Genomic DNA, 24,878 nt, shown 5'->3' on the forward strand with positions numbered 1-24,878 from the left:
TAAAGTCCAATTCATCAAAGCCTATGGCGTAATCAAAGAGGTTGAAATTAGGGACTTCATTTTCACCGGTGTAAAACACTCGTTTAGTGTTTTGATAGGATAGGATTTTTCTGGCTGATCCAAGGGGGTTACCAAAAACGATGTCCGCAGGTTTATCAGGATTTCGGTGTAAAGTGATTGTGTAATGCTGACTTAAAATGAAATGTAAAATAAATTTTTTTCTAAACCCTTTGCTTTCTCTTTTATCCAAAGGCCACCAATTCGCTAGGGCTATATTTAATGGGGGCTTATAATCGGTTTCATCTAAACGGGTGCTGTCTATATAAGCGTCTAATAGGGGCTGGAACATGATTATCCTTTTAAAGGAATTTTACAAAAAAATTTTTTTAAATCAAAGGCTTGATTAGGGCTAGATTAGGCTCATCAATGCAATGCGTGGCGTGCTGTTTTAGGATTTCTTTAGCGTTGAAAGCGATTTTAATATGGGCATGTTTGAACATGCTCAAGTCATTCGCCCCATCGCCCACGACTAAAGTGCGATCTTTACTGATATTTAATAAGCGTTGTAAGGCGAGAAGCATTTCGCCTTTAGAGTGTGAAAACATCATATGCCCGGTAATCAAGCCGTTTAAGGCGTTATTTTCCACGATCAGCGTGTTACTGAAAGCCGCATCTAAATGCAATAAATCCCTGTAATGATTGGTCGCTAGATCAAAGCCCCCGCTAAAGCAAACCACTTTGTAATTTTTCTCTTTTAAGGCACTAATGAGTTCAAATGCCCCCTCAAATAAAGGCAGACTTTCACAAACTTCTTTGGCTAGTTTTAAGGGCATGTTTTTGAGTTCAGAAACCCTTAAAATAAGACTTTTATGAAAATCTGTCTCGCCATTCATAGCTTTCAAAGTGATCTCTCTCACTTCATCAAACACCCCCCACGCCCTCGCTAAAGACTCAATCGTCTCAGCATTCACTAGCGTGGAGTCAAAATCAAAAACGGCTAGTTTTTGCACCCAATACCCTAAAATTAAGATTTCCTGCTTTTAGCGATCCCTTTGACATACTGATCAGCCAAATACAAGCCATGGTTTTCATTACCAATCAACTCAATTTTATCCAAAATATCCTTGAAAAGCACTTCTTCTTCATGCTGTTCAGCCACATACCATTGCAAGAAATTGAAAGTCGCATGATCTTTGCTTTTTATAGCGTGATCAACGATATTATTAATAGACTCGCTGATGTGTTGCTCATGTTCATAGGCTTTTTGGAAAATTTGAGTCAAACTTTCAAACTTATGCTCAGGGGCGCTGATGCTAGTCAATTGCACAGGCACATTGTTTTCATTCAAGAAGATGATAAGCTTTTTAGCATGCTCGTATTCTTCAGCCGCATGGTCAAATAAGAAAAGCCCCGCGCCATCTAAGCTATGGGTATAGCACCAAGAACTCATGCTCATATACAAGTTGGAAGAGTTCATTTCCTTATTCACTTGTTCGTTTAGCAACTTAATGATGTCTTTTGATAACATAGTATCTCCTTTGTGTTGGTTTAAGTTGTCCCATAATTATAGCATAAATGATAATGAAAAAGTAAATAGGAGTATGAAAATTTTTAAAAACTTACAAAAATGAGAGAGAACGCCAGCGAATGGCTTGATAGAGCTTAGATTTTATCATAAAAATCCTTTTAATGAGAATTATGTGAAAAAAAGGGTTGGCACGAATTAGGGGGTTAAAAGAGGGTTATTATATAATGTATAAAAAGCATTCTTAAATCTAAAAATGCTACAATGTTTGTTTTTAAAACGAAAGGGCAATTTAACCATGGACTTTTTAGAAAAAGTATTAGACAATCAAGTTACTGAAAGTAAGGAATTAGTCAGGCTTTATGATTATGATTTATACACGCTAGGGGAAGTAGCGGATCGCATGCGCCAAAACATGCACCAAAAAATCGTGTATTTTAATGTCAATAGGCATTTAAACCCTAGCAATATTTGCACGGACGCTTGCAAATTTTGCGCCTTTTCAGCCCACAGAAAAAACCCTAACCCCTATGAAATGAGTTTAGAAGAAATCCTAGAAAAGGTTAAAAACTCCTACAACAAGGGGATTAAAGAAGTCCATATCGTGAGCGCTCATAACCCTAATTACTCTTATGAATGGTATTTAAAGGTGTTTGAAACCATCAAGCAAGAAATGCCTAATTTGCATTTAAAGGCCATGACCGCTGCAGAAGTGCATTTTTTAAGCACCAAATTCAACAAACCTTTTGAATTGGTTCTAGAAGACATGCTCAAAGCCGGGGTGGATTCCATGCCAGGTGGGGGAGCGGAGATTTTTGATGAAGAGATCAGGCGTAGAATCTGTAATGGTAAGGTGGGATCTTCTCGGTGGTTAGAAATCCATGCTTATTGGCACAAATTAGGCAAAATGAGTAACGCTACCATGCTTTTTGGGCATATTGAAGATAAAATCCATCGCATCGATCACATGCTGAGAATCAAAAAAATCCAAAGCCCTAAAAATAAAGTGGAAAATAAAGAAGGGGGCTTTAACGCTTTTATCCCCTTATTGTATCAAAAAGAAAACAATTATTTGAAAGTGGAAAAATCCCCTAGCGCGATAGAAATCTTAAAAACCATCGCCATATCTCGCATTCTTTTAAATAATGTCCCCCACATTAAAGCCTATTGGGCGACTTTGGGCTTGAATTTAGCTTTAGTGGCCCAAGAATTTGGCGCTAACGATTTAGACGGCACGATAGAGATAGAGAGCATTCAAAGCGCAGCAGGCGCGAAGAGCCGGCATGGTTTGGAAAAAGAAGATTTGATATTTAAAATCAAGGACGCTGGTTTTGTTGCGGTAGAAAGGGATAGTTTGTATAATTTTATACAGAAATTTTAATAATTTTTAGCGTTTTTAAGAATGATTAGTTATAATAACGCTACTAACAACACTCAAGCTAAAATCTATTAAGGAAATCAGTATTAAAAAATTAATTCTATCTTCTCTTGTTTTCGCATGTATCAATACCAGCGTTGAAGCTTTGGAAAATGACGGCTCTAAACCAAACGATTTGGCTTCTCCAAAAGAAGCCTCTCAAGAATCTCAAAGAAATGAAGCTCAAAACGAAACCCCCCAATCCAATCAAACGCCTAAAGAAATGAAAGTCAATTCCATTTCTTATGTCGGGCTTTCTTACATGTCTGACATGCTCGCTAATGAAATTGTAAAGATTCGTGTGGGCGATATGGTGGATTCTAAAAAAATAGACACCGCTGTTTTAGCTTTGTTCAATCAAGGGTATTTTAAAGACGTTTATGCCACTTTTGAAAACGGCATTTTAGAGTTTCATTTTGATGAAAAAGCCAGGATTGCCGGGGTAGAAATCAAGGGTTATGGGACTGAAAAGGAAAAAGACGGCTTAAAATCCCAAATGGGGATCAAAAAGGGCGACACCTTTGATGAGCAAAAATTAGAGCATGCTAAAACGGCTTTAAAAACGGCTTTAGAGGGGCAGGGTTATTATGGGAGCGTGGTGGAGGTGCGCACCCAAAAGGTCAGTGAGGGAGCGTTATTGATCGTGTTTGATGTGAATAGGGGGGATAGTATTTATATCAAACAATCTATTTATGAGGGAAGCGATAAATTAAAACGCCGTGTGATTGAATCTTTGAGCGCGAACAAGCAGCGCGATTTCATGGGCTGGATGTGGGGCTTGAATGACGGGAAATTGCGCTTAGATCAATTAGAATACGATTCTTTGCGTATCCAAGATGTGTATATGCGTAGGGGTTATTTGGACGCTCATATTTCTTCGCCTTTTTTGAAAACGGATTTTTCCACCCATGACGCTAAGCTCCATTATAAGGTCAAAGAGGGGATCCAATACAGGATTTCAGATATTTTAATAGAAATTGACAATCCGGTAGTCCCCTTAAAAACCTTAGAAAAAGCGCTTAAAGTTAAAAGGAAAGATGTCTTTAATATTGAGCATTTAAGAGCGGATGCGCAAATTTTAAAAACCGAAATCGCCGATAAGGGCTATGCGTTTGCGGTGGTGAAGCCAGACTTGGATAAAGATGAAAAAAACGGGCTTGTGAAAGTCATTTATCGTATTGAAGTGGGCGATATGGTGCATATCAATGATGTCATCATTTCAGGGAACCAGCGTACGAGCGATAGGATCATTAGGAGGGAATTGTTACTAGGGCCTAAGGATAAATACAACTTGACCAAACTGAGAAATTCCGAAAATTCTTTGAGGCGTTTAGGGTTCTTCTCTAAAGTCAAAATTGAAGAAAAAAGGGTTAATAGCTCGCTTATGGATTTGTTAGTGAGCGTAGAAGAAGGGCGCACCGGGCAGTTGCAATTTGGTTTGGGCTATGGCTCTTATGGAGGGCTCATGCTTAATGGGAGCGTGAGCGAAAGGAATCTTTTTGGCACCGGGCAAAGCATGAGCTTGTATGCTAACATCGCTACAGGGGGGGGTAGATCTTATCCAGGCATGCCAAAAGGGGCGGGTCGTATGTTTGCTGGGAATTTGAGCCTGACTAATCCAAGGATTTTTGACAGCTGGTATAGCTCTACGATCAATCTTTATGCGGATTATAGGATAAGCTACCAATACATCCAACAAGGCGGGGGCTTTGGGGTGAATGTCGGGCGCATGCTAGGTAACAGAACCCATGTGAGCTTAGGGTATAACTTGAATGTTACCAAACTCCTTGGTTTCAGCAGCCCTTTATACAACCGCTACTATTCCTCTGTTAATGAAGTGGTTTCTCCAAGACAATGTTCTACCCCCGCATCAGTGATTATCAATCGCTTATCAGGCGGTAGAACTCCATTGGTCCCTGAAAGCTGTTCTAATCCTGGAGCGATCACCACTTCACCAGAAATAAAAGGTATTTGGGATAGGGATTACCACACGCCTATCACCAGCTCTTTCACCCTTGATGTGAGCTATGATAACACCGATGATTATTATTTCCCTAGAAATGGGGTTATCTTTAGCTCTTATGCGACGATGTCTGGTTTGCCAAGCTCTGGCACGCTCAATTCGTGGAACGGGTTAGGCGGAAATGTCCGTAACACCAAAGTCTATGGTAAATTCGCCGCTTACCACCATTTGCAAAAATATTTATTGATAGATTTGATCGCTCGCTTTAAAACGCAAGGGGGCTATATCTTTAGGTATAACACCGATGATTACTTGCCCTTAAACTCCACCTTCTACATGGGGGGCGTAACCACGGTGAGGGGCTTTAGGAACGGATCGGTTACGCCTAAAGATGAGTTTGGCTTGTGGCTTGGAGGCGATGGGATTTTTACCGCTTCTACTGAATTGAGCTATGGGGTGTTAAAAGCGGCTAAAATGCGTTTAGCGTGGTTTTTTGACTTTGGTTTCTTAACCTTTAAAACCCCAACTAGGGGGAGTTTCTTCTATAACGCTCCCCTCACGACAGCGAATTTTAAAGATTATGGCGTGATAGGGGCTGGGTTTGAAAGAGCGACTTGGAGGGCTTCTACAGGCTTACAGATTGAATGGATTTCGCCCATGGGGCCTTTGGTGTTGATTTTCCCTATAGCGTTTTTCAACCAATGGGGCGATGGCAATGGCAAAAAATGTAAAGGGCTGTGCTTCAACCCTAACATGGACGATTACACGCAACATTTTGAATTTTCTATGGGAACAAGGTTTTAAAATGCGCACCAACAGAGAAGAAATTTTAGATTTAATGAAAAACGCGCCCTTGAAAGAATTAGGGCAAAGGGCTTTGAGGGTAAAGCAACGCTTGCACCCTGAAAACTTGACGACTTTTATTGTGGATAGGAATATCAATTACACCAATATTTGTTTTGTGGATTGCAAGTTTTGCGCGTTCAAACGCACCCTAAAAGAAAAAGACGCCTATGTGTTGAGCTATGAAGAAATTGATCAAAAGATTGAAGAATTGCTCGCCATTGGCGGCACGCAGATCCTTTTTCAAGGGGGGGTGCACCCGCAGCTCAAAATAGATTATTATGAAAATTTAGTCAGCCATATCGCCCAAAAATTCCCCACCATTACCATTCATGGTTTTAGCGCGGTTGAGATTGATTACATTTCTAAAATCTCTAAATTGTCTTTAAAAGAAGTTTTAGAAAGGTTGAAAAGTGCCGGGTTAAGCTCCATTCCAGGAGCGGGAGCAGAAATATTAAGCGATAGGGTGCGCGATGTCATCGCTCCTAAAAAATTGAGCAGCGATCGGTGGATTGAAGTGCATAGAATGGCGCATCTTTGCGGGATTAAAAGCACGGCTACCATGATGTTTGGGAGCGTGGATAATGAAGAAGACGTGGTGGAGCATTTACAAAGGGTGCGCGATCTGCAAGATGAAACCGGCGGCTTTAGGGCTTTTATTTTATGGAGCTTTCAGCCCAACAACACCCCTTTAAAAGAAGAAATCCCAAGCATTAAAAAGGCGAGTTCCAATCGGTATTTACGCTATTTGGCATGCAGTAGGATTTTTTTAGATAACGTTCAAAACATCCAAAGCTCATGGGTTACTCAAGGCTCTATGATAGGGCAGTTAGCCTTATTGTTTGGAGCGAATGATTTAGGGAGTGTGATGATGGAAGAAAATGTAGTGAAAGCGGCCGGGACAAGTTTTTGCATGAATGAAGCGGAAATGATAGATCTTATTGAAGACATTGGGAGCGTGGCGGCTAAACGAAACACCGCTTATGAAATCTTAAAGCGTTATCCGGCTGAAGCAAAGGTATAAAGAGCATGAAAAAAATTTTAATCACTTTATTATTAGGAGTTTTTATGGGGTTACAAGCGAGCGCTTTGACACACCAAGAAATCAATCAAGCTAAAGTCCCTGTGATTTATGAAGAAAACCATTTATTGCCTATGGGGTTTATCCATTTAGCTTTTAGAGGGGGCGGGAGCTTAAGCGATAAAAACCAGTTGGGTTTAGCAAAATTATTCGCGCAAGTTTTAAACGAAGGCACTAAAGAGCTTGGCGCGGTGGGGTTTGCACAACTTTTAGAGCAAAAAGCGATCAGTTTGAATGTGGATACCAGCGCAGAAGATTTGCAAATCACTTTAGAATTTTTAAAAGAATACGAAGATGAAGCTATCATGCGTTTAAAAGAGCTTTTGAAATCCCCTAATTTCACGCAAAACGCTTTAGAAAAAGTCAAAACGAGAATGTTGGCCGCGCTTTTACAAAAAGAAAGCGATTTTGACTATTTGGCTAAATTGACTTTAAAGCAAGAACTTTTTGCTAACACCCCTTTAGCTAATGCAGCTTTAGGCACTAAAGAGAGTCTCCAAAAAATCAAGCTAGAGGATTTGAAACAGCAATTTGCTAAGGTCTTTGAACTCAATAAGCTCGTGGTGGTGCTTGGGGGCGATTTGAAAGTCAATCAAACGCTCAATCGTTTAAATAACGCCCTCAATTTCTTGCCGCAAGGTAAAGCGTATGAAGAGCCTTATTTTGAAGCGAGCGATAAAAAAAGCGAAAAAGTCCTCTATAAAGACACTGAGCAGGCTTTCGTGTATTTTGGCGCGCCCTTTAAAATCAAGGATTTAAAACAGGATTTAGCGAAATCTAAAGTCATGATGTTTGTGCTTGGGGGGGGGTTTGGCTCTCGTTTAATGGAAAAAATCAGGGTTCAAGAGGGCTTGGCTTATAGCGTGTATATCCGCTCTAATTTTTCTAAAGTGGCGCATTTTGCGAGCGGGTATTTGCAAACCAAGCTCAGCACTCAAGCTAAAAGCGTTGCATTAGTTAAAAAAATAGTCAAAGAATTTATAGAAAAAGGCATGACGCAACAAGAATTAGACGACGCTAAAAAGTTTTTACTAGGCTCTGAGCCTTTAAGGAATGAAACGATCTCTAGCCGCTTGAACACCACTTACAATTATTTTTATTTAGGTTTGCCTTTAAATTTCAACCAAACGCTACTCAATCAAATCCAAAAAATGAGTTTGAAAGAAATCAATGATTTCATTAAAGCGCACACCGAAATCAACGACTTAACTTTTGCCATTGTGAGCAATAAAAAGAGTAAGGACAAATAATGCCATTTGAAGCTGTAATCGGGCTAGAAGTCCATGTCCAACTCAACACCAAAACCAAAATCTTTTGCTCTTGTTCTACAAGCTTTGGAGAAACCCCCAATTCTAACACCTGCCCTGTGTGTTTGGGCTTACCGGGAGCTTTGCCGGTATTGAATAAAGAAGTGGTTAAAAAAGCCATCCAATTAGGCACAGCCATTGAAGCCAATATCAACCAATATTCCATTTTTGCGAGGAAAAATTATTTTTACCCCGATTTGCCTAAGGCTTATCAAATTTCGCAGTTTGAAGTCCCCATTGTGAGTGATGGGAAATTAGAGATTGACACTAAAAAAGGCGCAAAAATCGTGCGTATTGAAAGGGCCCACATGGAAGAAGACGCCGGTAAAAATATCCATGAGGGCAGCTGTTCTTTAGTGGATTTGAACCGCGCTTGCACCCCTTTATTAGAAATTGTCAGTAAGCCGGACATGCGAAATAGTGAAGAAGCCATAGCGTATTTGAAAAAGCTCCATGCTATCGTGCGTTTTATAGGGATTTCTGATGCGAACATGCAAGAGGGGAATTTCAGGTGCGATGCGAACGTGTCCATTAGACCCAAAGGCGACGAAAAGCTTTACACGAGAGTAGAGATTAAAAATCTAAATAGCTTTAGATTCATCGCTAAAGCGATTGAATACGAGATAGAGCGCCAAAGCACAGCGTGGGAAAGCGGGCGTTATCATGAAGAAATCATTCAAGAAACACGCCTTTTTGACACCCATAAAGGGATCACCCTTTCTATGCGCAATAAAGAAGAATCGGCGGATTACCGCTATTTTAAAGATCCGGATTTGTATCCTGTTTTTATTGATGAAAAACTTTTAAAAGAATCTCAAAAGATCAATGAATTGCCTAGCGCGAAAAAAATCCGCTACATGAAAGATTTTAACCTTAAAGAAGACGATGCGAATTTATTGGTGAGCGATCCTTTATTGGCGGAGTATTTTGAAAGCATGCTCAATCTTGGGGTTAAGGCTAAAACGAGCGTGACATGGCTTTGCGTGGAATTATTAGGGCGCTTGAAAGCTGAAGTTACTTTAGAAAATTGTGGGATTAGCGCTCACATGTTAGGCGCTTTAGCCAAACGCATTGATGAGGGCAAGATTTCAGGTAAGAGTGCTAAAGATGTATTAGACAAGCTTTTAGAAGAGCAAGGGGGCGATGTGGATACCCTTATTGAACAAATGGGCTTGTCTCAAGTCAATGACACGGAAGCGATTGTTAAAGTCATAGAAGAAGTGTTAAAAAGCAACGCTGATAAGGTGCTTGAATACAAAAGCGGTAAGGATAAGCTTTTTGGGTTTTTTGTAGGGCAAGCGATGAAAAATCTAAAAGGCGCTAATCCTAGCGTGGTGAATACTATTTTGAAAGAGAAATTGGGTTGATGAGGAAAATTTTTTCTTATGTTTTGAAGGCTTTGTTGTTTATTGGGATCGTTTATGCAGAGCCGGAATCTAAAGTGGAAGCCTTAGAAGGGAGGAAGCAAGAGTCTTCTTTGGATAAAAAAATCCGCCAAGAATTAAAGAATAAGGATTTGAAAAATAAAGAATTGAAAAATAAAAAAGAAGAAAAGAAAAACACTGAAGAAAAGAAAGAAATAAAAGCCCAAAGAAAACCCAGAGCAGAAGTCCATCATGGGGATACCAAAAATCCCACTCCAAAGATCGCAACTCCTAAAATCAAAGGGAGTAGTAAGGGCGTTCAAAATCAAGGCACGCAAAATCAAGGCGTTCAAAATAACGCGCCAAAACCTGAAAAAAAAGATACAACCCCTCAAGCTACTGAAAAAAATAAGGAAACAAGCCCTAGCTCTCAATTCAATTCCATTTTTGGTAATCCTAATAACGCTGCCAACAACACCCTTGAAGATAAAGTCGTAGGGGGTATTTCATTGCTTGTTAATGGTTCGCCTATCACGCTGTATCAAATCCAAGAAGAGCAAGAAAAATCCAAAGTGAGCAAAGCTCAAGCCAGGGATCGTTTGATCGCTGAACGCATTAAAAACCAAGAAATTGAGCGCTTGAAAATCCATGTAGATGATGACAAGCTAGACCAAGAAATGGCGATGATGGCGCAACAACAAGGCATGGATTTAGATCATTTCAAACAGATGCTTATGGCTGAGGGGCATTATAAACTCTATAGAGATCAGCTTAAGGAGCATTTAGAAATGCAAGAATTGTTGCGTAATATCTTACTCACCAATGTGGATACCAGCTCTGAAACCAAAATGCGCGAATATTACAACAAACACAAGGAGCAATTCAGTATCCCCACAGAAATAGAAACCGTGCGCTACACTTCCACCAATCAAGAAGATTTAGAAAGGGCTATGGCAGACCCTAATTTGGAAATTCCAGGGGTGAGTAAGGCTAATGAAAAAATAGAGATGAAAACCTTAAACCCTCAAATCGCTCAAGTCTTTATTTCGCATGAGCAAGGCTCTTTTACGCCCGTTATGAATGGGGGTGGGGGGCAGTTTATCACCTTTTATATCAAGGAAAAAAAGGGTAAAAACGAAGTGAGTTTCAGTCAAGCCAAGCAATTTATCGCCCAAAAATTAGTGGAAGAGTCTAAAGATAAGATTTTAGAAGAGCATTTTGAAAAATTGCGCGTTAAGTCTAGGATTGTGATGATTAGAGAGTGAATTTTAGATTGTGCAACACTTTAATTTCCTCTATAAAGATTCTTTATTTTCTATCGCTTTATTCACTTTCATTATCGCTCTTGTGATTTTATTAGAACAGGCTAGGGCGTATTTCACCCAAAAGAAAAACAAAAAATTTTTACAAAAATTCGCCCAAAATCAAAACGCTTATGCGGGCAGTGAGAATTTAAGCGAGCTTTTAAAGCATGCTAAAATTTCTAGTTTGATGTTTTTAGCCAGAGCGTATTCTAAAGCGGATGTACAAATGAGTATTGAAATCTTAAAAGGGCTTTTGAATCGCTCCCTAAAAGATGAAGAAAAAATCGCTGTTTTAGATTTATTGGCTGAAAATTATTTTAGTGTGGGGTATTTGCAAAAAACAAAAGACACCGTGAAAGAAATTTTGCGCTTTTCCCCAAGGAATGTGGAAGCGTTGTTGAAACTTTTGCATGCGTATGAATTAGAAAAAGATTATTCAAAGGCTTTAGAAACTTTGGAATGTTTGGAAGAATTAGAGGTGCCTGAAATTGAAACGATTAAAAATTACCTCTATTTAATGCATTTAATAGAGAATAAGGAAGAGGCGGCTAAAATCTTGCATGTTTCAAAAGCGTCATTAGATTTGAAAAAAATCGCTTTAAATTATTTAAAATCTTATGATGAAAAGCTTTTTTGGCAAGAGATTGATGCAACCGAACGGCTAGAAAATGTGATCGATCTTTTATGGGATATGAATATCCCTGCTTTTATTTTAGAAAAACATGCCCTTTTGCAAGATATTGCGCGATCCCAAGGGTTGCTTTTGGATAACAAACCTTGCCAAATTTTTGAATTAGAGGTTTTACGCGCTCTATTAAATAGCCCTATAAAAGCGAGTCTGACTTTTGAATACCGCTGCAAGCATTGCAAACAAATCTTTCCTTTTGAAAGCCATAGATGCCCTGTGTGTTACCAGTTAGCGTTTATGGATATGGTGCTTAAAATCTCTAAAAAAACGCATGCTATGGGAGTGGATTAAGATGCAAGAAATTGAAATTTTTTGCGATGGCTCTTCTTTAGGCAATCCCGGGCCAGGCGGGTATGCGGCGATTTTACGCTATAAAGATAAAGAAAAAATCATCAGTGGAGGCGAACCATTCACCACGAATAACCGCATGGAATTAAGAGCGCTCAATGAAGCGTTAAAAATTTTGAAACGCCCATGCCATATCACGCTTTATAGCGATTCGCAATACGTGTGCCAAGCGATCAATGTGTGGCTGACTAACTGGCAAAAAAAGAATTTTTCTAAAGTCAAAAATGTGGATTTGTGGAAAGAATTTGTAAAAGTCTCTAAAGGGCATTTGATTGTGGCGGTTTGGATCAAGGGGCATAACGGGCATGCCGAGAATGAACGATGCGATAGCCTCGCTAAATTAGAGGCGCAAAAACGCACTAAAACGACCACTTAAAGGGAAAAATGATGAAAAACAAACGCTCTCAAAATAGCCCTTATGCAACGCCTAATAACCCTTATCTAACGCTAGAAAAAGCTTTAGGGTATTCTTTTAAAGACAAGCGTTTATTGGAGCAAGCCCTAACGCATAAATCATGCAAGCTCGCTTTAAACAATGAACGCTTGGAATTTTTGGGCGATGCGGTGTTGGGTTTGGTGATAGGGGAGTTGCTATACCATAAATTCTACCAATACGATGAGGGCAAACTCTCTAAATTAAGGGCTTCTATTGTGAGCGCGCATGGTTTTACGAAATTAGCGAAAGCGATCGCTTTGCAAGATTATTTGCGCGTTTCTTCTTCTGAAGAAATTTCTAAGGGGAGAGAAAAACCCTCTATTTTATCAAGCGCTTTTGAGGCTTTAATGGCTGGGGTGTATTTAGAAGCAGGATTAGCTAAGGTGCGTAAGATCATACAAAATTTACTCAATCGCGCTTACAAGCGTTTGGATCTGGAGCATTTGTTTATGGATTATAAAACCGCCTTACAGGAATTGACCCAAGCGCAATTTTGCGTGATCCCCACTTACCAATTGCTCCAAGAAAAAGGGCCCGATCACCATAAAGAATTTGAAATGGCTCTATACATTCAAGATAAAATGTATGCGACCGCTAAAGGCAAGAGTAAAAAAGAAGCCGAACAGCAATGCGCTTATTATGCGCTTCAAAAACTGAAGGAAGCCAAATGAACACTTTGGGGCGTTTTTTAAGGCTCACGACTTTTGGGGAATCGCATGGGGATATGATAGGGGGGGTATTAGACGGCATGCCTAGCGGGATTAAAATAGACTATGACTTATTAGAAAATGAAATGAAGCGCCGCCAAGGGGGGAGGAATGTTTTCATTACGCCACGAAAAGAAGACGATAAAGTGGAAATAACAAGCGGGGTTTTTGAAGATTTTAGCACAGGGACGCCCATAGGGTTTTTAATCCACAACCAAAGGGCTAGGAGCAAGGATTACGATAACATTAAAAACCTTTTTAGGCCTAGCCATGCGGATTTCACTTATTTTCATAAATACGGCATCAGGGATTTTAGGGGTGGAGGGAGGAGCTCGGCCAGAGAGAGCGCTATAAGAGTGGCTGCTGGGGCGTTTGCTAAAATGCTTTTGAGAGAAATTGGTATTGTTTGTGAAAGCGGGATTATTAAAATTGGGGGCATTGAAGCCAAAAATTACGATTTTAATCACGCCTTAAAAAGCGAGATTTTTGCCCTAGACAAAGATCAAGAAGAAGCGCAAAAAACAGCCATTCAAAACGCTATCAAAAACCACGATAGTATTGGGGGCGTGGCTTTGATTAGAGCAAGGAGTGTGAAGAGAAATCGAAAGCTCCCCATTGGCTTAGGTCAAGGGCTATACGCTAAATTAGACGCTAAAATCGCTGAAGCGATGATGGGGCTTAACGGGGTGAAAGCGGTTGAAATAGGCAAGGGGGTAGAAAGCTCTTTACTAAAAGGCTCAGAGTATAACGATTTAATGAGTCAAAAAGGGTTTTTGAGCAATCATAGCGGGGGGGTTTTAGGGGGCATGAGCAATGGGGAAGAAATCATTGTTAGAGTGCATTTCAAACCCACGCCAAGCATTTTCCAACCTCAACAAACCATAGACATTAACAATAACGAATGCGAATGCTTGTTAAAGGGTAGGCATGATCCTTGCATTGCGATTAGAGGGAGCGTGGTGTGCGAGAGTTTGCTTTCATTGGTGTTAGCCGATATGGTATTACTCAATTTGACTTCAAAAATAGAGTATTTAAAAACGATTTATAATGAGAATTAAAACGAAATTGGATACAATCAGCTTAAAAAGGATATAAATGGAAAAATTACCTAAAAAACGAGTTTCTAAAACCAAATCACAAAAACTTATCCATAGCCTAACCACCCAAAAGAACAGAGCCTTTCTCAAAAAAATCAGCGCTAATGAAATGCTTTTAGAATTAGAAAAAGGGGCGTTTAAAAAAAATGAAGCCTATTTTATTTCTGATGAAGAAGATAAAAATTATGTTTTAGTGCCGGACAATGTGATCTCTCTTTTGGCAGAAAACGCCAGAAAGGCTTTTGAAGCCAGGCTTAGGGCGGAATTAGAAAGGGATATTATCACCCAAGCGCCGATTGATTTTGAAGACGTACGCGAAGTTTCTTTGCAATTGTTAGAAAATTTACGCCAAAAAGACGGGAATTTGCCCAATATCAACACCCTAAATTTTGTCAAACAAATCAAAAAAGAACACCCTAATTTATTCTTTAATTTTGACAACATGTTCAAACAACCCCCTTTCAATGAGAATAATTTTGAAAATTTTGACAATAGCGATGAGGAAAATTTTTAATGCAAACCATTGATTTTGAAAAATTTTCACAATACTCCAAGCCCGGCCCACGATACACCAGCTACCCCACAGCGGTAGAGTTTAATGAAAATTTTAATGAAGAGAGCTTGAAAACGGCGTTTTTTAACCATGACCATCTCAAAAACCCCATGCCCTTATCGCTTTATACGCATTTGCCCTTTTGCAGGAGCGCGTGTTATTTTTGCGCTTGTTCTGTCATTTACACCAGTTTAGAAGAGAAAAAAACCCGCTATATCAGCTACCTTAAAAAAGAACTCGCTCTTTTAAAAAACGCGATGGATACCGACAGAGAAGTGGCGCAATTCCACTATGGAGGCGGCACGCCGACCTTTTTTTCGCCCATTCAATTAGATGAGATCACGCAAAGCATTCAAGAAGTTTTCCCCAATTTCAGCCAAGATATTGAAATGAGTTGTGAGATTGACCCCAGGCATTTCACTAAAGAACACATGCAAACCTTGTTTGATAGGGGGTTTAACCGCTTGAGTTTTGGGGTGCAGGATTTTGATTTTGAAGTCCAAAAAGCCATTCACAGAATCCAGCCTTTTGAAATGGTTCAAGAATCGGTGAAACTCGCCAGAGATTACGGCATCAAATCCATTAATTTTGATTTGATTTATGGCTTACCCAACCAGACTAAAGAAAGTTTTTTAAAAACTTTGGAATGGGTTTTGAAATTAGATCCGGATCGATTAGCGGTGTTCAATTACGCGCATGTACCTTGGGTGAAAAAAACGATGCGTAAAATTGATGAAACCTTATTGCCAAGCCCTAGAGACAAACTAGAGATTTTAGAAGCTCTGATTAGTTTTTTAGAAAAAGCCAATTACCAAATGATAGGCATGGATCATTTCGCTAAAAGCGATAATGAGTTGTATCTAGCCCTTCAAAAGGCGGAGTTACGCCGTAATTTTCAAGGCTATACCACTAAGAAATTCACCCAAACCATTGGCATTGGCGTTACGAGTATTGGCGAAGGAATCGATTATTACACGCAAAATTATAAAGACTTGCACCACTATGAAAAAGCCCTTGATTTGGGGCATTTGCCGGTAGAAAGGGGTGTAGCGCTCAGCCAAGAAGATGCGTTAAGAAAAGAAGTGATCATGCAAATGATGAGTAATTTAAAATTGGATTACTATAAGATTGAAGAAAAATTTTCTATTGATTTTAAAGCGCATTTTAAAAAAGAATTAGAAAAATTAAAGCCTTATGAAGAAGCGGGCTTGCTTGTTTTTAACCCTAAAGGCTTTGAGATGACAAGAACAGGGGGCATGCTCGTAAGAAACATGGCTATGGAGTTTGACGCGTATTTGCGTGGAGGCGAAAAACATTTCAGTAAAACGCTATGAATGAAAATGTTAATGAAAATATCTTTGAAGAAGTAGGGGACGCTTGCGTTAAATGCGCTAAATGCGTGCCAGGTTGCACCATATACCGCATCCATAAAGATGAAACGACTTCGCCTAGGGGCTTTTTAGATTTGATGCGCCTAAACGCTCAAAACAAGCTCCAATTAGACGCAAATTTAAAACACCTTTTAGAAACTTGTTTTTTATGCACCGCTTGTGTAGAAACCTGCCCCTTTCATTTGCCCATAGACACTTTAATAGAAAAAGCCAGAGAAAAAATCGCTCAAAAGCATGGCATCGCTTGGTATAAAAAATCCTATTTTTCCCTTTTAAAAAACCGCAAAAAAATGGATAGGGTGTTTTCGGTGGCGCATTTTTTAGCCCCTTGTATCTTCAAGCAAGTGGGGGATAATTTAGAGCCTAGGGCGGTGTTTAAAGGCCTATTCAAACGCTTTAAAAAAAGCGCTCTGCCTCCCTTAAATCAAAAAAGTTTTTTACAAAAGCATGCAGAGGTTAAGCCTTTAGAAAACCCCATTCAAAAAGTAGCCATTTTTATAGGGTGCTTGAGCAATTACCATTACCAGCAAGTGGGGGAAAGCTTGTTGTATATTTTAGAAAAACTCAACATTCAAGCGATCATCCCTAAGCAAGAATGCTGCTCAGCCCCTGCGTATTTTACCGGCGATAAAGACACCACGCTTTTTTTAGTGAAAAAAAACATAGAATGGTTTGAAAGCTATTTAGATGAAGTGGATGCAATCATTGTGCCTGAAGCCACATGCGCTAGCATGCTCATCAACGATTATTACAAGGTGTTTTTAGGCGAGAAAGATAGGGATTTGTATGTGAAGCGCTTGGAAAAAATCACGCCTAAAATCTATCTGGCGAGCGTGTTTTTAGAGAAACACACCCCTTTAAAACATCTTTTAGAAAAAATCCCTAAGGGAAAAAAAGAGACTATCACCTATCATAACCCTTGCCATGCCAAAAAAACCCTAAACGCTCACAAAGAAGTGCATAGCTTGCTCAATTTGCATTATGAAATTAAAGAAATGCCGGACAATTGCTGCGGTTTTGGGGGGATTACGATGCAAACACAAAAGGCGGAGTTTTCTTTAAAAGTGGGGCTTCTTAGGGCTAAAGAAATCATAGACACTCAAGCTAGAATTTTGAGCGCAGAATGTGGGGCATGCCACATGCAATTAAACAACGCCCTAAAGTCTTTAGATGATCCTAACACCCCCTCTTTTTCACACCCTTTAGAACTCATCGCTAAAGCCTTAAAAAGCGCTGAATAGAGGTTAAAAAGCGCTTAAAGGCATTTTTAACAATTAAAATATCAAAGAGCTTGCGAAAAGCAAGCGATAGCTTATTGAAAAAAGCGGTCTTCTTGGGTTAGGGGGTTGTTAAAGGGGGTTGTAGGGGGGAAATTATTTCAAAATACCCCCCCTATCCCCTTAAGAGTTTGACAATAAAATGAAATCTAAAACGATAAAGCAAGTTAATTAAAATCCTATTTTTTATATAATACAGAACTTTAACGCCACTATAAGGAATGAAAAATGCAAGAAATCAGCGCCTACGAACTCATCAAAGAAAAACTGCACGCCATACCTAACCTTCGCCATAAAGGGAGCTTGTTTGAAAAAATTTCTAAGCAATTTTTACAAGAGCATGACAGCGCTAACGAATACGAATCTATTGATCTTTGGTATGATTGGGAATTAAGGGGGAAGGAGCGCGATAAGGGGATTGATATAGTCATTACGACCTCAAACAAAGAATACATCGCCGTGCAATGCAAATTCCATCAAAACAGCATCTCATATAACGACATTTCACCTTTTTTAACCCAATTGCTAAGCGGGCATAAATTGCAAAATGGGGTAGGGGAGGTCAAGTTTAAAAAAGGGATCATCATCTCCACTTCTAATTTAACCTCTGAAGCCCTTAAAGCAATTGAGCAAATCAGAAGCACAGGAATGGGGATTGACATTGATGAAATCACTGAAGAGGATTTCATTTATTCTCGCATTGATTGGGAAAAGTTTGATCCCACAAAAACCGAAGACGAAATCCCCTTATGCGATAAGAAAAGGCCGCGCCCTCACCAAAAAGAAGCGATTGAAAAGACTAAAGAGTATTTTTCTGACCCTAAAAACGCTAGAGGCAAGCTCATTATGGCATGCGGGACCGGCAAAACCTACACTTCTTTAAAAATCATGGAAGCTTTAGATCCCAAGATCACGCTTTTTCTAGCGCCAAGCATCGCTTTGCTTTCTCAAACTTTTAGAGAATACGCGCAAGAAAAAAGCGAGCCTTTTTACGCTTCTATCGTGTGCAGCGATGATAAAACCGGGCAAAGTAAGAAAAATAAGAGCAAGAACGAAGACAATGACGATATTAAATTTTCTGAGCTCCCTTTAAAGCCCTCCACTCGCCTTGAAGACATTTTAAGCACTTATCAAAAAGCACAAAAAGAAAACAAGCGCTTCATTATCTTTTCAACTTACCAAAAAGCGCGTTGCGTATTAAAGAGGCGCAAGAAGCGGGTTTGAATGGAATCGATCTCATCATTTGCGATGAAGCCCACAGAACGGTAGGGGCTATGTATTCTAGTAATGAAAGGGACGATAAAAACGCTTTCACGCTTTGCCATAGCGATGAACATATCAAAGCGAAAAAACGCCTGTATATGACCGCCACGCCTAAAGTGTATAGCGAAAGTTCTAAAGCTAAAGCCAAAGAGAGCGATAACGTTATCTACTCCATGGACGATGCGGAGGTTTTTGGCGAAGAAATCTATACGCTCAATTTTGAAAGAGCGATCGCTTTAGATCTCTTAACCGATTACAAAGTCATCATTTTAGCGGTGCGTTCAGAAAATTTAAGCGGCGTTACTAACAGCGTGAATAAAAAGATCAGTCAGCTCAAAGCCGAAGGCACTAAATTAGATAAAAAGCTCATCAATAACGAATTTGTTTGTAAGATTGTCGGCACGCATAAAGGGTTAGCCAAACAGGATCTAATCGCTTTAGACGATGAAAACAAAGAAGACAACGACTTGAAAAACAAGCAAGACACCTTTGTTTCTCAAAGAGCCATAAGCTTTTGTAAAAGCATACAAACGAGTAAAAATATCAAAGACTCCTTTGAAACGATTATGGAATGCTACAATGAAGAGCTTAAGAAAAAGAGTTTTAAAAACCTAACAATCAGCATCGATCACATTGATGGCACCATGAATTGTAAGGTTAGGCTTGAAAAATTAGAAGAACTCAATGAATTCAAGCCTAACACTTGCAAGGTTTTAAGTAACGCTAGGTGTTTGAGCGAAGGGGTGGATGTCCCGGCGTTAGATAGCATTGTCTTTTTTGATGGCAAAAGCGCTATGGTGGATATTATCCAAGCGGTGGGTAGGGTGATGCGAAAAGCCAAACACAAGAAAAGAGGCTATATCATTTTGCCTATCGCTTTAGAAGAGAGTGAAATCCAAAACCTAGATGAAGCCGTCAATAACACCAATTTCAAAAACATTTGGAAAGTGATAAAAGCCTTAAGAAGCCATGACCCAAGCCTGGTTGATGAAGCCACTTTTAAAGAAAAAATCAAAATCTTTGGAAGCGATGATGAAACAAATCAAGACGATAAAGAGCCAAAAAAAGATAAAACAAAGCAAGATCCCAAACAAGCCCAAAAAACCCTTTTTGACGCTATCTTATTGCAAGATCTAGCAAACGCTGTGTATAATGTCATGCCCACTAAATTAGGGGACAGGAACTATTGGGAAAATTTCGCCAAAAAAACGGGCAATATCGCAAGAACCTTGAACAATCGCTTGAAAGATATTTTTGAAAAAAACCCTGAAATTTTCCACGGCTTTTTGGATTCCTTAAGAGGCAATATCCACCAAAGCATCAAAGAAGATGAAGCCTTAGATATGATCACCTCTCATATCATCACTAAGCCCATTTTTGATGCGATTTTTGGGGACAATATCAAAAACCCTATCTCTAAAGCGCTAGATAAAATGGTTCAAAAACTCTCCACTCTGGGATTACAAGGAGAAACTAAAGATCTTAAAAACCTTTATGAAAGCGTAAAAACAGAAGCCATGCGTGCCAAAAGCCAAAAAAGCCAACAAGAACTCATTAAAAACCTCTACAACACTTTCTTTAAAGAAGCCTTTAGAAAACAAAGCGAAAAACTAGGGATCGTTTATACGCCTATAGAGGTGGTGGATTTCATTTTAAGAGCCACTAACGGCATTTTGAAAAAGCATTTCAATACGGATTTTAACGATAAAAACATCACGATTTTTGATCCTTTCACCGGAACCGGGAGTTTTATCGCTCGTTTGCTTTCTAAAGAAAACGATCTCATTAGCGACGAAGCCTTAAAAGAGAAGTTTTTAAACCATTTATTCGCTTTTGACATCGTGCTTTTAGCCTATTATATCGCTTTAATCAATATCACTCAAGCGGCGCAAAGTAGGGATGGCTCGTTAAAAAATTTCAAAAATATCGCGCTCACGGACAGCCTGGATATTTATGAGGAAAAAAACGATAAGGGGGTATTCCCATTTTTTGAAGATTTGAAAGAAAACAAAGACATCAAAGACACTCTAGCCGACCAAAACATCAGAGTCATCATCGGCAACCCGCCTTATTCAGCCGGCACAAAAAGTGAAAACGACAATAACCAAAACCTTTCACACCCTAAGCTTGAAAAATTAGTTTATGAAACTTATAGCAAAAATTCCGCCGCCAAAGTGGGGAAAACCACACGAGACACGCTCATCCAGTCAATACGCATGGCGAGCGATCTTTTAAAAGATAAAGGGGTGGTAGGCTTTGTGGTGAATGGGAGTTTTATTGACTCTAAAAGCGCGGATGGGTTCAGGAAATGCGTGGCGCAAGAATTTGCACATCTTTATGCGCTGAATTTGAGGGGGAATGCTAGGACTTCAGGGGAGGAGCGAAAAAAAGAAGGCGATGGAATATTTGATAGCGGATCAAGGGCGACGATAGCGATTATCTTTTTTGTCAAAGACGCAAGCGTGAAAAACAGCGCGATCCATTACTACGATATTGGGGATTATTTGAAAAGAGAAGAAAAACTCAATCGGCTCGCTAACTTTTTAAACCTAGACGCAATCGCTTTTGAAACAATCATTCCGAATAATAAAGGCGATTGGATCAACCAAAGAGAAGACGCTTTTGAAAAACTCATCCCTTTAAAAAGAGATAAAAAACGCCAAAACCCTAGCGTTTTTGACACCAATTCTAATGGCGTGGTAAGCGGGCGTGATCCTTGGGTGTATAACTTTTCGCCAAACGCTTTAATGCAATCGGTGCAAACATGCATTGACACTTATAACGCTGATTTGAAGCGCTTCAATGAGGTTTTTAGGGAAGCCTTCAAACAACGAACTAAAGGCGCCAAATCAGGCGATCGCTATAAGCACCTTAATTCTCAAGAAATCACCACCGATAAAACGAAAATCGCATGGACTCGTAGTTTGAAAAAAGGATTTATTAAAAATGAAAACCTGCCAGAAAGTAGCAAAGAGCGCGTAAGGTTAGCCTTGTATCGCCCTTTTAACAAACAATGGCTTTATTTTGATAAAAATTTAAACGAAGAACAAAGTCAATTGCCCAAAATTTTCCCGGATAAAAGCGCGCGCAACGTGGTGATCAATACCACAATAAGGAATTTTAGCGCCTTGATTGGGGACGCTATCCCTGATACGCATTTTATAGGCGATACCAACGCTTACCCCTTGTATTATTACGACGATCTGGGGAATCGCTATAACGCTATCAGCGGCTATGCGCTCAACCTCTTCAGGAGGCATTATAAAGATAATGCTATCGTTGAAGAAGAGATTTTTTACTACATTTATGCGATTTTCCACCATAAAGGCTATTTGGAAAAATACAAAAATTCCCTCGCCAAAGAAGCGCCACGAATCGCTTTGAGCGAAGACTTTAAGGAACTCTCTATTCTTGGCAAAGAATTGGCCGAGCTGCACCTGAACTATGAGAGCGGAGAAATGCACACAAGCGTTAAACATAACCTACTAGAGAACGCCGAAGTGGAGGGCTATTATGATGTGGTTCAAATGAAAAAGGATAAAAAAGGGGATCGCATCATTTATAACCACCATATCACCATCACTCAAATCCCTAAAAGAGCCTTTGACTATGTGGTGAATGGCAAAAGCGCGATTGACTGGGTGATCGAACGCTATTCAATCACTACCGATAAAGACAGCTTGATTGAAAACAACCCGAATGATTACGCCGGCGGCCAATATATTTTTGAACTCCTTTGTAGGGTCATCAAACTCTCTGAAAAAAGCGTGGATTTGATTGAAAAGATCAGCGAGAAGAGGTTTGAGTGAGCGAAAATAGTATCATAGAAATTAAAGAGCGAGAAATCCTAAAGGAAAAGATTATTGAGCTTCTAAAAAAAAGCGAGGATCAAAATAAGCCTATCGCTATTGCCATTAATGGGGATTGGGGGATAGGAAAAACCTATTTATGGAAAAATGAATTAGCTCCACTTATTAAAGACAAGTTTAAAAAAAATCCCATTTACACTTCTGTTTTTGGGAAAAAAGATGAGCAAGCGATCATTGAAGATCTAGTCGCTCAATTTTTAAGCACTGAAAAACAAAAAACTAATTCAATAAGAAACATCATTAATGGGATACTTTCATTTCTTAGCATGCATTTTGGAGTAAAAATAAATGTTAATGTTGATTTTTTATTTAAAACGCTTAAAAAAGAGCATATGGAAAATACCATTGTGTGCATTGATGAGTTTGAAAGACTATCTGATAAGATTCAAGCGCAAGATATTTTGGGGTTGATTTCTGAACTCAAGGAACATAAGGGGTGTTGTGTTATTGCGATTTACAATGACCTTAAGCTATTTACTAATGAGATACAGAATGAACAAAAAAAAATATTTGATGCTTATTGTGAAAAAGTTTTTGACAGAATTTTTAAATTTTCTCCTTGTGCAAAAGAACAAATTGAAGTAATGGGCGGTCATCCAATTAAAACGGATTTTGAAGCTTATCCCTATATGAAAGATACTTTCAATATTGATGATAACACAACCAATCTTAGAACATTTCAAAAATTAAATAATATATATGATGAATTGCAACTAAAAGAATATCCAAATGATGACTTTAAAAAAATATACCAATATTTACTATATTCAATAGTTTATGCATGTTATTTTTATTTATATGATAAATATTATACTTCATTTAATTCATTTCCCATAAAACTTCCTATAGAATTAAAAGGAAATACAATAGATCTTCTCTCTCCAAACTCTACAATCTTTAAAGAAGTGATGGAGCAACAAGCACCAACAATAAAAAATGGTATAGAGAGTATAAAAACAAACGCTTCTTATAATCCAAAAGAACTCCAAGATTGCCTTAAAAACATGACAAATAAAATCATTCAAGATACAAAATACCACAATGATTTTTTAAAAAAATGTCAAACAAGCAAAGACTTTGAAGAGGCATCAATTGAGTTTTTTCTTGAAAATAAAGACAATCTCAAAGCTTTCCCTTATATTTTTGGTTTTAGAATTCTTAATTATAACTCTAATTTTTCATTAAGGGCAGTTATGGAAAATCATAGAGATGAATGTTTGGAATTAATGGAAAAATGGTATAAAAGTGCATCCCAATACCGCAATGAAAATCAGCAAGATTCGGGGGAATATTTTTGGATCAACGATCACACTTTTAGTTTACCACTCAACCACACATTTAAACAACTAAAAATTGATCTCCCAAAAGATTTTCTCTTGTATTCATACAACCACCCACTTTAATTGATTTTCTCAAATTAAAAAACGCATTTTCCAACTATCCTAAACGATTTATCCCAAAATCCTCCCAAAAACAGAAAAAATCGTAGAGCCAAACCACTAAAACCCCTTAGAAAATTTAAAATTTTAAGTTTTAGGGGTGTTTTTCTTAAGAATTTAGGTTTTTTATAGATTATTATGTTATTATTATACGAAATGTAGACTTTTAGAAGGAAAAATGTTGTATGAAAAAGTTTGTAGTGTTTAAAACGCTCTGTTTATCGGTAGTGTTAGGTAATAGTCTTGTGGCAGCAGAAGGTAGCACAGAAGTGCAAAAGCAATTGGAAAAGCCAAAAGAGTATAAAGCAGTGAAAGGCGAGAAAAACGCTTGGTATTTGGGGATCAGCTATCAAGTCGGTCAGGCTTCGCAAAGCGTTAAAAACCCCCCAAAGAGCAGTGAATTTAACTACCCTAAGTTCCCTGTGGGTAAAACCGACTATCTAGCCGTTATGCAAGGATTAGGGCTTACTGTGGGTTATAAGCAGTTTTTTGGGGAGAAGAGATGGTTTGGTGCACGCTATTACGGCTTTATGGATTATGGGCATGCCGTGTTTGGAGCGAACGCTTTGACATCAGATAATGGTGGGGCATGCAAACTCAATGAGCCATGCGCGACCAAAGTAGGGACAATGGGCAATCTGTCTGACATGTTCACTTATGGTGTGGGTATTGACACTTTATACAATGTCATCAATAAAGAGGATGCGAGTTTTGGGTTCTTTTTTGGGGCTCAAATCGCGGGTAACTCTTGGGGTAATACGACAGGGGCCTTTTTGGAAACTAAAAGCCCTTATAAGCACACCTCCTATAGCCTTGATCCGGCGATTTTCCAATTCCTTTTTAATTTGGGGATTCGCACCCATATTGGTCGGCATCAAGAATTTGACTTTGGCGTGAAGATTCCTACTATCAATGTTTATTATTTTAACCATGGGAACTTGAGCTTCACTTACCGCCGTCAATACAGCCTTTATGTAGGGTATCGTTACAATTTCTGATTTAAAAC

The 24,878-nt window shown here is 39.0% G+C and carries 16 protein-coding genes and 3 pseudogenes; 16 read left to right on the forward strand and 3 right to left on the reverse strand.

Going from position 1 to position 24,878, the window contains the following annotated elements; translation table 11 throughout:
* The 3 genes and pseudogenes from H7O61_RS06115 to H7O61_RS06125 all read right to left on the reverse strand — a co-directional run.
* Positions 1–349 (reverse strand): annotated as a pseudogene (locus tag H7O61_RS06115) (glycosyltransferase family 10 domain-containing protein); the annotation flags it as partial.
* A 37-nt stretch (positions 350–386) separates the two neighbouring features.
* Positions 387–1,010 (reverse strand): phosphoserine phosphatase SerB, encoded by a 624-nt coding sequence (serB, locus tag H7O61_RS06120; protein ID WP_187875453.1) that lies wholly within the window; start codon positions 1,008–1,010, stop codon positions 387–389.
* Between the two features lie 14 nt (positions 1,011–1,024).
* Positions 1,025–1,528 carry a ferritin gene (locus H7O61_RS06125; RefSeq protein ID WP_001935600.1) on the reverse strand — a complete coding sequence of 168 codons (504 nt, stop codon included), beginning with the start codon at positions 1,526–1,528 and terminating at the stop codon, positions 1,025–1,027.
* A 295-nt stretch (positions 1,529–1,823) separates the two neighbouring features.
* Here H7O61_RS06125 and mqnE point away from each other — a divergent pair, with 295 nt between their 5' ends.
* From mqnE to H7O61_RS06205, 16 genes and pseudogenes are all read left to right on the forward strand, one after another.
* On the forward strand, positions 1,824–2,906 hold the full coding sequence (mqnE, locus tag H7O61_RS06130; protein WP_187875454.1) for an aminofutalosine synthase MqnE: 1,083 nt from the start codon (positions 1,824–1,826) through the stop codon (positions 2,904–2,906).
* Between the two features lie 82 nt (positions 2,907–2,988).
* Positions 2,989–5,709 carry an outer membrane protein assembly factor BamA gene (gene bamA / locus H7O61_RS06135; protein ID WP_187875474.1) on the forward strand — a complete coding sequence of 907 codons (2,721 nt, stop codon included), beginning with the start codon at positions 2,989–2,991 and terminating at the stop codon, positions 5,707–5,709.
* A 1-nt stretch (position 5,710) separates the two neighbouring features.
* A complete protein-coding gene (locus H7O61_RS06140) occupies positions 5,711–6,772 on the forward strand; it encodes a dehypoxanthine futalosine cyclase (protein ID WP_187875455.1) in 1,062 nt (353 codons plus the stop codon).
* Between the two features lie 5 nt (positions 6,773–6,777).
* Complete coding sequence (locus H7O61_RS06145; RefSeq protein ID WP_187875456.1) at positions 6,778–8,079, forward strand: M16 family metallopeptidase; 1,302 nt, start codon at positions 6,778–6,780, stop codon at positions 8,077–8,079.
* A complete protein-coding gene (gene gatB, locus H7O61_RS06150; RefSeq protein ID WP_187875457.1) occupies positions 8,079–9,503 on the forward strand; it encodes an Asp-tRNA(Asn)/Glu-tRNA(Gln) amidotransferase subunit GatB in 1,425 nt (474 codons plus the stop codon). The genes H7O61_RS06145 and gatB overlap by 1 nt, the downstream gene beginning before the upstream one ends.
* The gene (locus H7O61_RS06155; protein WP_187875458.1) at positions 9,503–10,765 is read left to right on the forward strand and encodes a SurA N-terminal domain-containing protein; all 1,263 of its coding nucleotides are present in this window, start codon (positions 9,503–9,505) and stop codon (positions 10,763–10,765) included. The genes gatB and H7O61_RS06155 overlap by 1 nt, the downstream gene beginning before the upstream one ends.
* A 10-nt stretch (positions 10,766–10,775) precedes the next feature.
* Positions 10,776–11,783 carry a hypothetical protein gene (locus H7O61_RS06160; RefSeq protein ID WP_187875459.1) on the forward strand — a complete coding sequence of 336 codons (1,008 nt, stop codon included), beginning with the start codon at positions 10,776–10,778 and terminating at the stop codon, positions 11,781–11,783.
* A gap of 1 nt (position 11,784) precedes the next feature.
* A pseudogene (gene rnhA / locus H7O61_RS06165) lies at positions 11,785–12,253 on the forward strand (ribonuclease HI).
* Positions 12,228–12,947, forward strand: a complete 720-nt coding sequence (rnc, locus tag H7O61_RS06170; RefSeq protein ID WP_187875475.1) for a ribonuclease III — start codon at positions 12,228–12,230, stop codon at positions 12,945–12,947. Before rnhA ends, rnc begins: the two are co-directional and overlap by 26 nt.
* Positions 12,944–14,041, forward strand: coding sequence for a chorismate synthase (gene aroC, locus H7O61_RS06175; RefSeq protein ID WP_187875461.1), 1,098 nt, complete (start codon positions 12,944–12,946; stop codon positions 14,039–14,041). The genes rnc and aroC overlap by 4 nt, the downstream gene beginning before the upstream one ends.
* Before the next feature lie 37 nt (positions 14,042–14,078).
* Positions 14,079–14,594 (forward strand): DUF2603 domain-containing protein, encoded by a 516-nt coding sequence (locus H7O61_RS06180; protein ID WP_000413462.1) that lies wholly within the window; start codon positions 14,079–14,081, stop codon positions 14,592–14,594.
* Positions 14,594–15,967: an oxygen-independent coproporphyrinogen III oxidase gene (gene hemN, locus H7O61_RS06185; RefSeq protein ID WP_187875462.1), complete on the forward strand. Its 1,374-nt coding sequence runs from the start codon at positions 14,594–14,596 to the stop codon at positions 15,965–15,967. Before H7O61_RS06180 ends, hemN begins: the two co-directional genes overlap by 1 nt.
* Complete coding sequence (locus H7O61_RS06190) at positions 15,964–17,265, forward strand: (Fe-S)-binding protein (RefSeq protein ID WP_187875463.1); 1,302 nt, start codon at positions 15,964–15,966, stop codon at positions 17,263–17,265. The genes hemN and H7O61_RS06190 overlap by 4 nt, the downstream gene beginning before the upstream one ends.
* 264 nt (positions 17,266–17,529) lie before the next feature.
* A pseudogene (locus H7O61_RS06195) lies at positions 17,530–22,373 on the forward strand (type ISP restriction/modification enzyme).
* Positions 22,370–23,836, forward strand: coding sequence for a P-loop NTPase fold protein (locus H7O61_RS06200; protein ID WP_079343418.1), 1,467 nt, complete (start codon positions 22,370–22,372; stop codon positions 23,834–23,836). The pseudogene H7O61_RS06195 and the gene H7O61_RS06200 overlap by 4 nt, the downstream one beginning before the upstream one ends.
* A gap of 221 nt (positions 23,837–24,057) precedes the next feature.
* Entirely contained in the window at positions 24,058–24,870 is an 813-nt protein-coding gene (locus H7O61_RS06205; protein ID WP_000715040.1) for an outer membrane protein, read from the forward strand.
* Positions 24,871–24,878: the final 8 nt, after the last annotated feature.

It is taken from the genome of Helicobacter pylori (assembly GCF_014496965.1).
Lineage (GTDB): Bacteria > Campylobacterota > Campylobacteria > Campylobacterales > Helicobacteraceae > Helicobacter > Helicobacter pylori_CZ.

Coding starts and splice junctions, on each gene's coding strand:
- H7O61_RS06205 (WP_000715040.1), top strand. CDS start 24,058: ATGAAAAAGTTTGTAGTGTTTAAAACGCTCTGTTTATCGGTAGTGTTA.
- H7O61_RS06180 (WP_000413462.1), top strand. CDS start 14,079: ATGGAAAAATTACCTAAAAAACGAGTTTCTAAAACCAAATCACAAAAA.
- aroC (WP_187875461.1), top strand. CDS start 12,944: ATGAACACTTTGGGGCGTTTTTTAAGGCTCACGACTTTTGGGGAATCG.
- H7O61_RS06155 (WP_187875458.1), top strand. CDS start 9,503: ATGAGGAAAATTTTTTCTTATGTTTTGAAGGCTTTGTTGTTTATTGGG.
- H7O61_RS06140 (WP_187875455.1), top strand. CDS start 5,711: ATGCGCACCAACAGAGAAGAAATTTTAGATTTAATGAAAAACGCGCCC.
- rnc (WP_187875475.1), top strand. CDS start 12,228: ATGAAAAACAAACGCTCTCAAAATAGCCCTTATGCAACGCCTAATAAC.
- hemN (WP_187875462.1), top strand. CDS start 14,594: ATGCAAACCATTGATTTTGAAAAATTTTCACAATACTCCAAGCCCGGC.
- mqnE (WP_187875454.1), top strand. CDS start 1,824: ATGGACTTTTTAGAAAAAGTATTAGACAATCAAGTTACTGAAAGTAAG.
- H7O61_RS06125 (WP_001935600.1), bottom strand. CDS start 1,528: ATGTTATCAAAAGACATCATTAAGTTGCTAAACGAACAAGTGAATAAG.
- H7O61_RS06145 (WP_187875456.1), top strand. CDS start 6,778: ATGAAAAAAATTTTAATCACTTTATTATTAGGAGTTTTTATGGGGTTA.
- H7O61_RS06190 (WP_187875463.1), top strand. CDS start 15,964: ATGAATGAAAATGTTAATGAAAATATCTTTGAAGAAGTAGGGGACGCT.
- gatB (WP_187875457.1), top strand. CDS start 8,079: ATGCCATTTGAAGCTGTAATCGGGCTAGAAGTCCATGTCCAACTCAAC.